9 protein-coding genes are annotated in these 13,432 nt (G+C 69.6%); 2 read left to right on the plus strand and 7 right to left on the minus strand.

All coding sequences use genetic code 11. From position 1 onward, the window contains the following. Positions 1–25: 25 nt before the first annotated feature. The gene (locus tag OG937_45875; GenBank protein WUD78514.1) at positions 26–733 is read right to left on the minus strand and encodes an ATP/GTP-binding protein; all 708 of its coding nucleotides are present in this window, start codon (positions 731–733) and stop codon (positions 26–28) included. A gap of 206 nt (positions 734–939) precedes the next feature. Further along, positions 940–1,356: a hypothetical protein gene (locus OG937_45880; GenBank protein ID WUD78515.1), complete on the minus strand. Its 417-nt coding sequence runs from the start codon at positions 1,354–1,356 to the stop codon at positions 940–942. Positions 1,357–2,003: 647 nt separating this feature from the next. Between OG937_45880 and OG937_45885 the strand changes: the two genes are divergently transcribed. Both OG937_45885 and OG937_45890 read left to right on the plus strand, forming a co-directional pair. Further along, complete coding sequence (locus OG937_45885) at positions 2,004–3,335, plus strand: DUF2637 domain-containing protein (protein WUD78516.1); 1,332 nt, start codon at positions 2,004–2,006, stop codon at positions 3,333–3,335. 620 nt (positions 3,336–3,955) lie between these two features. Next, on the plus strand, positions 3,956–5,773 hold the full coding sequence (locus OG937_45890) for a serine hydrolase (GenBank protein WUD78517.1): 1,818 nt from the start codon (positions 3,956–3,958) through the stop codon (positions 5,771–5,773). Between the two features lie 1,251 nt (positions 5,774–7,024). On the opposite strand, the gene OG937_45895 is transcribed toward OG937_45890, so the two are convergent. From OG937_45895 to OG937_45915, 5 genes are read right to left on the minus strand one after another with little or no spacing between them, the layout of a single operon-like run. Beyond that, entirely contained in the window at positions 7,025–8,110 is a 1,086-nt protein-coding gene (locus OG937_45895) for a hypothetical protein (protein WUD78518.1), read from the minus strand. A gap of 39 nt (positions 8,111–8,149) precedes the next feature. Then, positions 8,150–9,115 carry a replication-relaxation family protein gene (locus OG937_45900; protein WUD78519.1) on the minus strand — a complete coding sequence of 322 codons (966 nt, stop codon included), beginning with the start codon at positions 9,113–9,115 and terminating at the stop codon, positions 8,150–8,152. Next, a complete protein-coding gene (locus OG937_45905) occupies positions 9,112–11,778 on the minus strand; it encodes an ATP/GTP-binding protein (GenBank protein WUD78520.1) in 2,667 nt (888 codons plus the stop codon). Before OG937_45905 ends, OG937_45900 begins: the two co-directional genes overlap by 4 nt. Then, positions 11,760–12,416: a hypothetical protein gene (locus OG937_45910; protein ID WUD78521.1), complete on the minus strand. Its 657-nt coding sequence runs from the start codon at positions 12,414–12,416 to the stop codon at positions 11,760–11,762. The genes OG937_45905 and OG937_45910 overlap by 19 nt, the downstream gene beginning before the upstream one ends. Beyond that, on the minus strand, positions 12,413–13,387 hold the full coding sequence (locus tag OG937_45915) for an NlpC/P60 family protein (GenBank protein WUD78522.1): 975 nt from the start codon (positions 13,385–13,387) through the stop codon (positions 12,413–12,415). Before OG937_45915 ends, OG937_45910 begins: the two co-directional genes overlap by 4 nt. Between the last annotated feature and the right edge of the window lie 45 nt (positions 13,388–13,432).

Genomic DNA, 13,432 nt, shown 5'->3' on the forward strand with positions numbered 1-13,432 from the left:
GCGCTGGGTCCTCCTGGAGCGCAGTTCACTGGCCGCCGACGACCTGCAGTTCGCCGATGCGGATCTGAACCTGCGAGGTGCGGGTGGTGGTCAAGTCGCCCTGCTGGCCGCCGCCGACCCAATGCACCTGCCACGTCGAGGTGGCTGTGACGGTGTACTTGCCATGCGGCTGCCAGGCCGACGTGGAACCGTAGACGTAGCCGCAGTCGGGGGACTTCCGCAGCCCATACGAGGCCTTGTACGGCGTACCACCCGCCGAGCAGACGACGGTCCCGCCGTCACCCAGCCGCCACACGATCTTGCTCACGTGTGCGGTTGCGGTGACGGTGATCGCCCCTGCGGTGGCGCTGGCCGATGACGGGCCCGCAGTGGCCTGGCCCTTGGTGTTCCACAACCACACCGGCACGCCGATCGTGCCGCCTTTGCTGTCCGGGGCCGGCGCGATCCCGATATCCGGCCCCTCGATCGGCAGCTTCCTCACTGCCTCCTGAGCCAGCCGAGCCGGGTCGACGCCGCCGCCCATCCCCGGTGGAGGGTTCTGCAGCCACTGGATCGGCGGTCCCTCATCGGGGCAGTAGGCCTCGTAGACGGCGCCATCACCTGGTTTGTGGCTCTCCCATGCAGGGTCGCCGGCGGGTGGCTGTGGGTCGGCCAACTGGTAGTAGCAGTTCGGACTCCACCAGCCAAGATCCTTGAGGTGGCAGGGCACCTCAACGTTCTGCAGCGTGTCCATGCACTTTCGCTCGCCGCCACCGGAGCCGCTGCCATCGCCCCCGCTCCCGCTACCAGGCTTTCCGTCATCGTCAACGACCTTGATGACGCACGGTCCGTTGACCCACGGCGGAGGGCACACGACTTCCTCATGGTCGGCCCAAGCCGGAGGGCTTCCAGTGAGGGCAAACAGCACGCTCAGGAGGCCAGGCACTACAGAGTGACGTCTCAGCATGCCCGATCTCGTTCCGCGTTACCGTCGATGACGAGCCATCGATCGCCAACTGTTCGCAGCGCCGCCGTCGAGATGTAGCGCCTCCTCTGATTCGGTGCGGACACGCTCCTTCTGGTCTTCTTGTCGACCGGGGTCCAGTTCGCGTTGTCGAAGCACACGGTGAGCGTGGCACGATGCGGCGTTATCCCCAGATCCACCGATGAGCTCTTGACCTGAAACTTAGGCCTGCCGGTGTAGACGATGCCGTTCTGCCGGTTGAACAGGATCGTTCCCTTGGTGCCCGAAAGCGCCTTGTCCCAGGCATACTTCTCGATCCTGCTGCCCTCCAAGGTGCCCGTGGCGAAGGCCTTGGCCTGTGCATCGATCATCCCCTGGTAGGCAGCGGTGACTTGTCGTCTGGCCTCGGTCATCGCCGGGTCATCCGGTGGGGAGGGTTCGCTGACTTGAGCCGACTCTGGCGGCGTGGAGCGGTTCGCCGAAGGGGACTGACAACCGGCTAGCAACACCGCCGCAGCACAAACAGTGACGCATGTGGAGATTCTTAGCCGTCGCTGAGTTCTGCTCGATTCGTGCCGACGGTGGTGCGTCACCTTGCCTCCCCGTGGTCCGTTGCGCGTGGACGTGAGATCCGACCCTGAGCCCGGGTCCGGTCGTTTGCGCTCTGCGATGATCTGAACTCGTTCCGTAGTGGGCACGTTACGCAAGGGGTTGGAGGGATCTCATCTGTTTCAGTCCAACTCGCCAGTAACTTGGCTTGATTTGCGTCCCCTGCGGCGCATACGCCATGGCTTACTGGTGTGGCTACGTCGGGAGCGCCGACCGTCTGTCACGGTGATCGCGGTCCTGTCGCGTTGGCCGAAGCTGTGGGATCCGCTGTGTCCGACTGGGGTGCAGGCGCAAGGAGCGCCCTCGTAGCCACTGATTGCGGTGATGGCCGGTGGCCAGCGCCGGCCAAGCGTCCCATGCAAGCCAGTTCTTCAGTGCAGGGGTGAAGTCATGGTTGGGTGCGTGAGAGCGCGGGTTGATCACATTGTGTGACAGGAGAGGGTCGTAGGTTGTGGCGGGGGCAGAGCAGGTGGCCGGACGCTGGGGAGGCACCGGGCGGATCCTGATCGGTGTGGTCGTCACGGGCGCCGTGGTCATCGCCGCGATCGGCTTCGCGGGCTCGTACGCGGCCGTGCGCGAGCTGGCGCTGAGCAAGGGCTTCGGCTGGTTCGCCAACGTGTTCCCGATCGGCATCGACGCCGGGATCGTGGTCCTGCTCGCGCTCGACCTGCTGCTGACCTGGCTGCGCATCCCGTTCCCCCTGCTGCGCCAGACGGCGTGGCTGCTGACGGCGGCGACGATCGCCTTCAACGGCGCGGCGGCCTGGCCCGACCCGCTCGGCGTCGGGATGCACGGCATCATCCCGATCCTCTTCGTCGTCTCGGTGGAGGCGGCCCGGCACGCGATCGGCCGGGTCGCCGACATCACCGCCGACAAGCACATGGAGTCGGTCCGGCTCGCGCGCTGGCTGCTGGCGCCGTTCGCGACCTTCCGCCTCTGGCGGCGCATGAAGCTGTGGGAGCTGCGCAGCTACGACGAGGTCATCCGGGTCGAGCAGGAACGTCTCGTCTACCGGGCCCGGCTGCGCGCCCGCTACGGCCGCGCCTGGCGCCGCAAGGCCCCGGTCGAGGCCCTGATGCCGCTGAAGCTCGCCCGGTACGGAGTGCCGATGAACCCTCCCGGCCTGGCCGGGTCGGCTGTCGTGGGCAGCGACCTCGTCACGTCCACTGCGGCGGTCACGGCAGATGTGCCGATGCCGGTGTTACCGGCCGCATCCGGGCCGGAGAGCCGGGCGGTCGTTGGTGACCTGCAGGGCTCCACCATCGCGGGCAGCGGTCTTGGCGCCGTGCCGGCGCACAGGGCAGCAGCCACCGAGGCCGTGGTCTGTCGCGTCACCGTTGCGGTAACCGAGGTGACGCAGGCATCCGGCGCAGAGCCGGCCCCCGAAGCGCCCGCCGGCGCGCAAGCAGCCGATCGGGAGGGGGCCACCCGGCAGCTGACGATGGTCGACCGCTACTACCGGGCTTGGGACGAATGCCTGCGCTCCGAAGGCGTCGAACCCAGTGACAAGGAACTGTCGGCCTACCTTGCCGCCCACGGTATGACCGGACGAGGCGGTGGCCCGGTCAGCCCCTCTACTTTGCGCCGCTACCTGCCGGAGTTCCGCATCTACGCCGTCTGGTGTGACCACCTGGAGCGCCGGGGTGTTGCCCCGGATGAGTACCTTTTGGCCCAGTTGCTGACCGACCGCGGCATCGTCGCCCAATACGGTGCCATCTACACGCCAGGCAAGCTGATGCCATTCGTGGAGAACTTCCCGCGCCGCCGTGCCGCATTGGCCTGAGGCCAGCTTCTGCCGCGCGCAGCCGGGCTGCGCGCCGTCGTCATCGCCCTCCTGGGCAATCTGTTCTGACCCTCCCCGCACGATGACCGCGGTGATGGTGGTGGTCGGGGCGGGCGTCTCCGGGAGGACGCGCGGATGCTGATGGCGCACACCGGACAGGTTGAGGGTGCGGCGGGCGGCGGACGCGGTCTGTGCCTCCGGCTGCGCCGCGGAAGCGGCGGGGGCGGGGTCGGCGGCGGTCGGCTCCTCGACGGCGGCCGGGTCCTCGCCGCGGGCCGGGAGCGTCCACCCGGTGACCGACGCCTGATCCTGGAGCATGCGTGTACGGCGGTAGCGCGCGCATTCCCAGGCTCCCCATGCCAGCATGGGGTGGAGGGGCGGGTTGTAAAACCCGTTACCCCGGGTGGCCTGGGGCGCTGGGAGAGACGGTCGACGAATCAGGACAGCAACCCGTCGATTGAGACTGCCCGCCGAACCGGTTCTGAGTGTCGCTCGAGAGGCCCGCGCGGAAGGCAGGAGGGGGCTACTTCCTTATCCAGCCCGGGGCGAGACGGGTGGATGCCCGCGATCCTCTGGATGGCGTCACACCCCAGGGGGGCCTAGGCAAGCGGAGTCGACCAATGATTGTTACCGACTGGCAGGCACGCCACGGCCTCACGGCGGCAGACCATCAGACCGAGTTCAACCGGCTCACTGCGCACGGTTACCGGCTGATCAAGATCTCAGGCTACGAGCTGGGTGGAAAGCCTCGGTTCGCGAGTGTGTGGGCCATGCAGGGCGGAAGTTCCTGGCAGACACGTCACGGTATCTCCGACACCGAGTACCAGGCCACGGTGGCGTCGTTGGGCGGCAATGGTTTCCGACCAGTCGACCTGTCGGTGTTCCGCTCAGGCGGCAGAGTCCTGTTCAGCGCCATCTGGGAGCAAGAACAGGGCCTGGAATGGGTCGCCCGGCACGGCCTGACCGGGGCCGAGTACCAGTCCTTGTTCGATGACCTGTCCCGCCGGGGCTTCCGCCTGCGCTGTCTGTCTCCCTACGAGGACGCGGGCGGAGCGCGGTTTGCCTGTATCTGGGACCGCTACGCTGGGCCGGCCTGGTCGGCGAGACATGGTCTGTCCGACGCGGAGTACCAGCACGAATTCGACAGCCAACATGATCGGGGCTTCCGACTCGTCCGTGCCGTGGGCTACGCGATCGGCGGCGGCATCCGCTACGCGGGCATCTGGGAGCAGTCGCCCGGGCATCCGGGGAAAGCGGCGCACGGTGTGGCGCACAGTGATTACCAGAGCCAGTTCGACGCCAACACCCGAGCCGGCCTCCGGCTGGTCGATGTCAGCGGATTCCGGGACGGCGGCTCAGCGCGCTACACCACGATCTGGGAGACCACGCCCGAGGCCGACGTCAGCCGCGACGCCGCGACAGGCCTCATCGTGCCCTTCATGCAGAAGTGGGCAGTTCCGGGTTTCTCCTTCGCTGTGGCCAGCAACGGCTCGATCAGATCCGCGCGTGCCTTCGGCTACGCGAACCGCATCACCCGGGAGATCGCCACACCGGACCACCGCTTCCGCATCGCGAGCGTCACCAAGCCGATCACTTCCACGGCCGTGCATATGTTGATCGAACAAGGCCGGCTCACTGCCACGGACCTGGTATTCGGACCGGGCGCCCTACTCGGCACCACCTACGGGACGCAGCCCTACAGCGCACGTGTGCGCGCCGTGACACTGCAACACCTGCTGGAGCACACGGCGGGTGGCTGGGTCAACGACAACAACGACCCCATGTTCCAGCAGATGGCTCTGAGTCAGGACGCTTTGATCACCTGGACTCTCGACAACCTGCCGCTCGTCAACAACCCGGGTACGACGTACGGCTACTCGAACTTCGGCTACTGCCTGCTCGGGCGGATCATCGAACGTGTCACCGGGATGTCGTACGGCGAGTTCCTGCGTCGCACCGTGCTGGGCCCCAGTGGTGCCGGGCAGGCGTTCCTGGCCGGCGCCACGGCCCGGGACCGAGCTGCTGCGGAGGCCATGTATGTCGGCCTTGACCGCGCCGCGCCCTACGAAATTCGTGTCGACCGCATGGACGCCCACGGCGGCTGGACCGCGACACCAGCTGACGTGCTGCGGTTCTGCTTCGTAGTCGACGGTTTGCCGTCGCCCCCCGACCTGCTGCAGCCGTCGACACGCATTGCGATGACGACCGCGTCCGCGGCCCGCCCGGTCTCGGCGACGACCCCGGGCTATGCCCGGGGCTGGGCGGTCAACAACGTCGGCACCATCTGGCACGACGGTACGCTGCCCGGCACACAGTCCATTCTCGTGCGCCCATCCGACGGCCGCGCCTGGAGTGCCGTTTGCAATGCCGGACGCCCGGGCACTGCCCTCGACGATGAATTCGACACCCTCATGTGGAAGGTGCAGCAGACGGTCTGACGGTCTGGGAGAGCAGCACACAGCAGCGAGCCGTGTCTCGGTCCCCGAGCAGCCCGGGCAGGGTGAGCAAGACGAGCGCGGTCAGCGCCGCCGCCACCGGCCAGGCGCCGGTGACCGTGCCGACGTCACCCCGACCGCTCGTCACCGCCCTGGTCCGAAACCTGGTGGAGCACGGTCACTGGCCGCCGAGTACCGGCCCATCTCCGTACAGGGCCGCGAGGTCGATCAGGAGAGCCCCAGCAACCCGCCTTGCTCCGCCGCTTGGGCTTGTAAGAAGAACGGGTCTGTTTCCCATGTGGTGGTGACGGAGCGTCATCACTGATGTGCCTGGTCCGGGCTGCGAGGAGAGCAGTCACAGACGTGCCGCCGAGCGGGCGGAGCGCGGTGTCGACGGTCGCGTCACCCGTGCTGGTCTGGAAGGGTTACTGCCAGTCGCCGCAGCTACTTACCGTTACCACCACATGTGAGACAGGGCCGTTCCATGGACAGACCCTGAGCACACGCAGGGCGGGCCTGAACGGGGACGACCTTGAGCGGCCTTCCGCGGACTTCTCCCCTTCGTTTCGGATGGCCGCGGGTAGCTACCGCGAGCAGTGTGCCCAGTTCGTAAGACCTTGATATCAGGGCGTCAGGCATCCGTAGTCGATCACCCCGTCGAGGACCGTGTGGATAGCCCGTCTCGAGCGGCGTGCAGTACACCGGCTCTGGCGCTTGTTTCGTCGGCTGGCGGCGTGTGGTCTGCCATGCGCAGAGCACTCGCTTCACGGCGGCGCATACGGGGGAGCTGCTCCGTCAGATCGTTGTCGAGCGCCCGAGCACTGCCGTCTGGCCGATTCGGGCCGGTGATGACGGCGGTCCCGTATATCCCATGCGGGAGCTCGGCTCTGGACCAGAGGCCGGCGAGCGCCCAGGCGGCAGCGTTGAGGAGCCGGTCGGGTCCGAAGGCGCCAGCATGGTGTGCGTGGATGAGCGCCCGGCGGTGGTAGACCGCGCCATCGACAGCGCCGCTGAGGATGGAGCGCAGGGTTCGGCGTTGTCTGACGTAGTGCTCGGGCAGGTCGAATGTCTCGACTGCGCCGGTTGGTTCGAGTCGTACCGCGGTGACCATGCGTTCCCTCTTTTCGGTGTCCTTGTGAACAGTGGAAGCTGCCGGCCGCGCCCCTCGGCGTGGTTCGGAGACGGAGCCGCCCTGTGCGCCGCTCAGGTCCTGGCGGCACAGGAGCCCTGGGAGCTGGGCCTTTTGGCGCAGGGTCATGGCGTCGTGCCGGTGCGGCAGGGGCATTTGCGGGCGCGCCCGTCTTCTTCGGTGAGCCAGCCGTAGTCGCAGGCTCCGCAGTAACTGGCCGGCCCGGCGGCCGGTGGTGGTGTGGCTGCGGGTGGTGACCAGTGTTCGAGGTGCCGTTCGAGGTCGAGCCAGGTGGGTTCCCGTGCCATGTCAACCGCCGCCTGAGTCAGGACCTCCTCCGCCGTGCCGGCGGCTGCCAGCGCGGCGGCGGTCCGGGCGAGGCGTTTGTGCCCGAGTACCGGAACCGGGTGCCCTCGGCGGTGCCGGGCCTCCGCCCACGCCTCGGCGACCCGGGCGCCGGCAGCCGGCGGGTTCACCAGAACCTGCCCTGCCGTTACGGCTCCGTCCCGGCCACCTGCGTCCCTCCGGGGCTGGACTGGCGATCGCGACAGGTCGGGTACAGCGGGGAGCAAGCGTTGTTCCGGGCGCCTGCTGGTCTCTGTCTCCGGAACCGATACGGCCGGGCCGTGATCCGGGGGAGAGGAGAGAGAGAAGTCCTTTCCGTCTTGTACGTGAAGTCTTGGTTCTTTAGCCGACGGGTCACCGACGATCGGGTCACCGACCGCCGGAAACCCGTCACTCGGTCCCACCTGCGATTCAGCGGCATCTTGGCTGGTCACCACCGAGTGACGGGATCCCGTTACTCGGTTCCGCCGTGGCGTGGCCGGCTCACCTTCCCCCGGACCTCCTGCAGCGCGCGTCGGGAAAGAGCGGGGGTCGAGCCACACCGGCTCCACCCGAACGGCTCGCGCATCGCGGACTTCGGCGAGCATGCCCTTGACGTCTTGCGTGGTGAAGGGGAGGTCGGTCACGGAGAACTGGGTGCGCCAGGTCCCGTTGGTGGCGTCCTGGATTTTCAGTTTCACGATGTAGCCGCAGGCCACCAGATTCCGCATGGCTTTGGTCAGCGCTTCCCTGCCGGGCCTGCGCTTGCGCGCCAGCGACGCGACGGTGAAGTCCGCGCCGTCCGGGCAGCGCAGCGCCATCGCGAGCAGCCCGACGTCCAGCACGCTCAGGCGCGCATCGTCGACGGCCCGGTTGTCCAGGGCCACGAATCGTGGTGGCCGGCTGCGCAGTTTCCTCATCGGCGCCTACAGGTCCATCCACGAGCGGCGCTCGTCCGTGCCGGACAGGGGTGTCCATACCGGGCCCGAGGCTCCGTGCTGCTCGAGGTCCTCAAGGACTGCCGCGCCCAGCTGTACCTGTCCGGCCAGTTGGGTGACCAGCGGGTGCCCGGCGGTCATGGCGCGCAGGTCGCCGATGCGGCGTTGCAGAGCCTGCAGGCCGGCGCCAGTGAGGATGAACAGCACCCGGGGGAACTTCGGGTAGAAGCGTTGCCAGGCCAGCATGGCGTTCTGGGCCGCGACGGTGCCTCGACGCCCTGGCGACTGCGGGAGATAGTCGTGGAATCGGGCGTAGGAGATGAGCTTTCGCGACAGGCGCTCGCTGCTCATGGTGGTGCGGTCGACCTCGACGAACGCCCGGTACTGCAGCCGGCGGGGTGTGGTGGCGGTGTAGTGCAGGACGGCATCGGCGATCAGTTTGTCCTCGCCGCCGGTGTCCGGCAGCCGGTGGGCGATCTCCGGCATCCAGTCCAGCGGCCCGTATTCGTCCCCGCGCGCCCGAGCGTCACGCAGGAAGGCCAGGTGGGCGCGCAGGACGGTGAGGGTGTGGGCGGCCCGCAGGTTCGCCTCGGTGCCACCGGACGGTGGCTGTACGGGGCGGCCGCGTAGTTCGGGCCAGCCGGTCACGATGCGGGTCCCTTTCGGGGTGAGGTACCAGGCACGGGTGCCGTTGCTGCGAGCCAGGACGGTGTGGGAGATCAGGGTGTCTTTCCGCAGTGTGTTCAGGACGGCGGAGGTGGTCTGGCGGTGCCCGTCGGGGGAGAGGAGTTCGTGTAGTTGGGGTGTGGTGGCCAGTCGGTGCTGTGCGAGGAGCGCGAGCGCCTGATGCGCGCTGGATTCTTCGGTGCGGGGCTGCCATGTGGGGTGCCCGTCGGTGTCGGTGTCGCGGGCCGCCGGTGTGGCCGGCCGATCGATGCCGGGCTTGGTGTTCATGCGAACAGCTCCTGCTCGGTGTGGGCGGTCGGCGGCTGGGAGGGTGCGGGCCCGGGATCGGTGGGACCGGGTCCTTGTCCTGTGGAGTGCGGGCCGGGCTCGGGACCGGGGCCGGGACGGGTGAGGAAGTCCCGGACGGCGGTTTCGTGGGTGGCGGCGATGGCGGTCAGTTCCGCCAGGGTCTGGGCGCCGGTATGGGTGTGGGCGGCACGGTGCAGGGCGCGGGTCTTGTCGGGCCGGGCCAGGTGGCGGAACACCTCGTGCAGTTCGGGGCCGCGGATCTGTAAAGGGCCGACGCGTGTGCCGGCGACGGTGAAGGACGCGAAGTGCTGGTAGCGGCCGAGTTCGGCGGCATCTGCAGGGCTGACCTGGTCGCCCCACTCATCGGTGATGTAGCGGACGGCCTCCACCGATCCGGCCGTGGTGGACAGGCAGGACGCGTTTTGCAGCAGCGCGGTCCGCACGTCCGGGTTGATGCGGTGCAGCAGTTGCGTCATGCCGTGCATCCGCACGCCGAACTTGCGGAGCTGTTCGGTGATGTCCGCCAGTGAGCTTGAGGCGGCCCCGTCCAGGGAGATCAGCTCGTCTAGATACAGCCGGAATGGGGTGCGGTGGCGTTCGGGGGTGTCGCGGCGGGACAGCCCGGCGCGCAGCATGTCCCGGACGATCATGGAGGTGAGTAGGCGGTCGGTGGGGCCGGTGCCGGCTGGGCAGATCCACACTATTTGTGAGGTGTCCATGGCGTGTCGCATGTCGTAGCTGCCGGTGGGGGAGCCGAGGAAGGCCTTGATGACCGGGGATGCGGCGAGCCGGTCGATGGGGTTGAGGACGGTGGGCAGGGCGTCGGCGGGGATGGCCGGGAAGGAGGTGGCCCACCACCGCTTGGCATCGTCGTCGAGCCGGGCCACGGCCAGGGTGCGGAAGAGCGGGTCGGTGAGCAGCGCACGGATTTGGAAGATCGTGGCCTGGCAGCCTTCCTTGCCGGCTGCCACCGCCTGGGCGTTGATTTCGGCCAGCGCTTCGACGGCCTTGGTCAGGATCGTGATGGCCCGTGGGGCGTTGGCATCTGCCCACCCCAGACTGGTGGCGAAGGCGTCGACGACGGCGGCGGTGACCTCGTGCGGGGCTGCTGCTGTGGTCATGCTGAGCGGGTTCCAGCATGCGAGGTGGTCGGTGGGCTTGCGGACGGTGAGGTCGAACAGCCGTGCCCGGTTCATGATCTGGTGGTGGGCCAGGTAGGGGGCGACGGTGGTCCAGGAGTCGCGGTGCGGGTCGACGAACGCCAGGCCGCCGTGGTGGTGGGCGACGGCGACGGCCTGGACCAGGGCGCGGGTGGTCTTGCCCCAGCCGGCCTTGCCGACCTGCACCTCGAACAGGGTGTCGGCCTCCCAGGTGGCGAGCAGCCGTTCGGTGCCGTCCGGCCCGCGGTGCCAGCCCTGCGGCAGCAGCTTCTTCTTCGGCTGGTAGGTGGGGATGTCTGCGGCCAGCAGCGGCAGCCGCGCATGCATGGTGGGCGGCTTGAGCAGTCCTGCCAGCTCGTCGATCCGCGCCCAGGAGTCCCGGCCCGGCTTGATGCGACCGCTGGCCCAGCGCTGGTCGAACCGCGGCCGCCACGGCCAGAAGTCCGGGCCGAACCGCAACGGTCCCCACGACCAGCCCACCGACGACCAGCGGGTGCGCGCTGCGTATATGTCCAGTGCGGCCTCGACGTGGCGCAGTCGCCGCTCGGCCCGCCCCACCTGGTGGGAGGAACATCGCACCAGTAGCTGCACGCGGACCAGGCCGGTGTCCTCCAGGAGCTTGCCCAGCGCCTTGTCCCGGTTGATCCGCGGCGGCCGCGGCGGCATCATCAGCCGCCGGGTTGCCGTGCGCTGTGAGGGCGGGAGCAGTAGCTGGCTCAGCTGCCGGCCCAACGAGTCCTCCAAGGTCGCGGCGTCCTGACGCATCCACCGTGCCTCGCGTTGCGCTTCACGGCGAGCCTGGCGGCGGGAGGCGTCCAAGACCTGCCGCCTGCGAGCCGCAAGGCGCCACTTCGACGCCGGCGACAGGTCGATGCAGACCTCGGCGAGGTCTCCAAGGTCGGCGCGCAGGTCGGCGACGGCGTCGATCAGCGGCTGCAGCGGGTCCGGCTCGAGCGGAACCTCCCGCAGCCGGGAGCCGGCGGTGCCGTGCAGCGCGAACACCGCGCGCATGGTGCGCCGGTGCTGCTTGTCGGCGATCGGCCGGGCCGGGGCGACTCGCACCCGGGTATAGGGGGTCTGCTGCAGCAGATGCGCCGCCGATGCGGGTGCCTCTACCCGGTACGTCAGCGGCCGGGTGCCGTCCGCGCGGAGCCGGATCCGCACCGTGCGGGCATCGCGTGGTGCCCACCACGGGCCGGCCGAGGCGGCGCGCATGAGCTGGGCGCCGAACCGCAGGATCTCTTCCTCGGACGCCTCGAACTGCCGGGAGGGCACTAGCTCGACGAACATGCGCCGCTTGAGAGCGACGGTGGCCAGGTGATGCCGCGTAGCCTCCCAGCCGGCCCAGCAGACGATAGCGGTCAGGCTCAGCCACCACGCATTGGCCGCCAGCCATACGCCGGCGTACCAAGCCCATGCCAGCAGATCGGTCGCCGCGTTCAACGACGGGCTGTCGGCGGAGGTCACCGGGCGGGGGTCCATGAGTCTCCCTTGGGCGCGAAGCGGATGGTGGCGGTGCGGCCGTCGAGGAAGGTGCCGGCCGGGTCGGCGCCGGCCCACACCAGCCGCACGACGGCCCCACCGGGGTGGTGGGGGTCGCGGCGGGTGGCGGCGGCCTGGATCCGGAACCGGGTGTAGGTGGCCTGCGGGGCGGGATCGGTGAAGTAGCCGGGCCAGCGGTTACGGCCGGTGCCGGTGGCATCCGCGGTCCACACCGCCTTGGCCAGGGCGGTCAGGCGGCGGGCGGAGGCCTTGGGCAGGTCCGGCGCCGTGGCCCGGTCAAGAGCGTGCTGCACCCACGGGTCGGCACCTTCGCCGGCGCCCGGTGGCGGGAGGGGTGCGCCGGCGGCGGGATCCGGCGTGGAACCGTCCGCCGTCGCGGGTGACGCAGGTGCCGGCGCGTGCGGGGCCGGGGAGGGGCCGGCCGCTGCTGCCGGGTGGGGCTCGACGCCGTGGGCGGTGGGGGAGAGCGCGGCCCGCTCCGCCGGCGCGACGCCCGCCGGATGCGGCGGACCAGACGGTGCGGACAGGGCGACCAGCCCGGTGCCGGTGATGGCCAGGACGGTAGTGACGGCGAGCATGGCGGGCCCGGAAAGCCGGGGTGTCGTGCGGGTGTTCATAGGATGCGGGCTCCTCCGGCGTAGTCGGGCAGGGCGGTCAGCGCATCGATGCGCACGCTGGTGCCGGGCTTGGGGGCGTTGATCATCTGGCCGCTGCCGAGGTAGATCCCGACGTGATGGATGCCGGCGTTGCTGTTCGGGTCGGGGCCGTAGAAGACCAGGTCGCCCGGCCGTAGCGCGCCGTATCCGGCGGAGGCGGGGATGCGGCGGCCGGCCGAGGCCTGGTTCTCCGCGAGGCGTGGCAGGCTGATTCCGACCTGCGCGTACGCGTACAAGGTCAGGCCGGAGCAGTCGAAGCCCACGACCTGGCGGCCGTCCTGGCGCTGCCCGGGGGAGCAGCAGATTCCTGGCGAACGACCGCGGGCGGTGCCGCCGCCCCACGAGTACGGCACCCCCTGCTGGGCCAGCGCCGCAGTGATCACGGTGCGGGCGTCGCCGGTCGCCGCCGCGCCGCCACCGGTGGTGGCGTGGGTGGTGTCGTAGCGGTGGATCGCGTTGACGACGTCGGTGACGTAGGCGGTGGAGTGGTTGTAGGAGTACACCGCGGCCCGCAGCTGATCCTCGTCGGTGAGGTCGCGGCCGTCGCCGCACAGGTAGGTTGCGGCCGCGAGGGCGGCGTCGTCGGCGTTGTGCGGGTCGATACGGCCGTCGCCGTTGCCGTCCCGCCCGACGGCGGTGAAGGTGGCGGGCAGGAACTGGAACGGGCCCACGGCCCGGTCGAACTGACCGTCGCCGTCCCAGCGGCCGTTGTCGGTGTCGCCGATCGCCGTGGTGTTGCCGCCTGCGCCGGAGCCGTCCAGGCGCGGCCCCAGGATGCGCGGGGTGATGTCCCCGCCCGGGCTGATCGTGCGGCCGGTCGCGCTGTTCGACTCGATGGCGGCGATGCCGGCCAGGACCTGCCACCGCATCCCCCGGCACCCGGGCGACACCTCGTGCACCGCCTGGGCGCCGTGGACGATGGCAGTGAGCATCCGGGCCGGAATCCCCGTCACCGCGGCGATGCCGCTGCCCACCGC

It is taken from the genome of Streptomyces sp. NBC_00510 (assembly GCA_036013505.1).
Classification (GTDB): Bacteria; Actinomycetota; Actinomycetes; order Streptomycetales; family Streptomycetaceae; genus Actinacidiphila.